This is a genomic window from Geodermatophilus aquaeductus (genome assembly GCF_900182545.1).
Classification (GTDB): Bacteria; Actinomycetota; Actinomycetes; order Mycobacteriales; family Geodermatophilaceae; genus Geodermatophilus; species Geodermatophilus aquaeductus.
In genome coordinates this window covers 1-1,228 of record NZ_FXTJ01000027.1, presented here as the reverse complement: position 1 = coordinate 1,228, position 1,228 = coordinate 1, and the positions used below count along the sequence as shown (strand labels likewise).

Annotated in this window: 2 protein-coding genes; both read left to right on the top strand. The window is 74.2% G+C overall.

The window, feature by feature from the left end:
* A partial coding sequence (locus tag FN207_RS26050) for a glycosyltransferase family 4 protein (RefSeq protein ID WP_142461363.1) occupies nt 1-677 on the top strand: 677 nt, incomplete at its 5' end.
* A gap of 273 nt (nt 678-950) precedes the next feature.
* A partial coding sequence (locus tag FN207_RS26045) for a hypothetical protein (protein WP_142461362.1) occupies nt 951-1,228 on the top strand: 278 nt, incomplete at its 3' end.

Sequence of the window (1,228 nt, the reverse complement as noted above, 5' to 3'; positions counted from 1 at the left end):
TCCACAACGCGCTGCCCCCGGGTGCCTATCCGTACGGCGGGGAGGAGGCGCGGGCCCGCACGCGACGCCAGCTGGACCTCCCGCAGGACGTGCCCATCGTCCTCTGCTACGGGCAGATGAGCGCGGAGAAGGGTGCGCACACGCTGCTGGCGGCCTGGCAGCGGGTGCGCGAGCTGGTCCCCGACGCCCTCCTGGTACTGGTCGACTCGCTCTCCGACCGGCCCGTGCGGGCGCCTGTGGTGGTGGAGCAGATGGCCCGGCTCGACCCGGCGTCCTACCGGGTCTTCCCGGCCACCCCAGACGTCGTCCCCTTCCTGCACGCCAGCGACGCAATCGCCTTCCCGACCGAGACGGAGGAGACGTTCGGGAGGGTCGCGCTCGAGGGGCTGGCGACAGGGCGTCCCGTGGTGGCGTCCCGCATCGCGTCGGTGCCCGAGGTGCTGTTCGGGGAGATGAGCAGGTTCCTGGTGGCGCCCCGCTCGCCGGCGGAGCTCGCCGAGCGGCTCGTCGCCGTCCTCGACTGGCGGCAGACCGACCCCGGCCTGGGCCGCGCGTGCAGCGCGTTCGTCGACGAGCACTTCCCGTTCGACGCGCACGTGACCGGGCTGGAGGACGTCCTGCACCGCGCCCGCCGATCGCCCACCGCTGCTCGGCTTCCCCACCTCCTCCGAGCCTGACGTCCCCGCCGTTCGGGATCCGCCTCGGTTCCTCGGCACGCGCGCCGGTCGGTCACCGCATCTCACCCGACGGGGTGGCACGGCTCCTGCTCGTGCCTGGGGAGACGGGACACCCCGTGTAACCACGGGTTAACGTCGGCGGGGAGGCGGTCGGCAGGGCCTGCGCGCCGGCCTCTGGAGTCGTCGAGCCACGGGGAGGCCGAGGGTGGACCGTCACCTGCCGTCGGGGCGTGCTGCACGCCGGGAGCAGGACCACCGCAGGTGGCGGCTCCGATGAGCCTCGACCCGCTCGGCCGTCCCGATCGTGCGCCGCTGACCGCCGCTCCCGTCGTCCTTCCGCAGCCGGGAATCGAGCTCCACCAGAGCCCCCCGGCAGCTCGTGACGAGCGGACCGGCCGCGCCGCAGTCAGCCCGTCGCTGCACGTGCTGACCGACGCGCAGTACCTGGCCCCGGTCGGGGGTGTGGAGCTGTGCACGGTCCAGGACAGCGTGGCCCTCGCCGGGCGCGGGCACCGGGTCGACGTCGTCTACGGCTCCGACGGCTCGTTGCG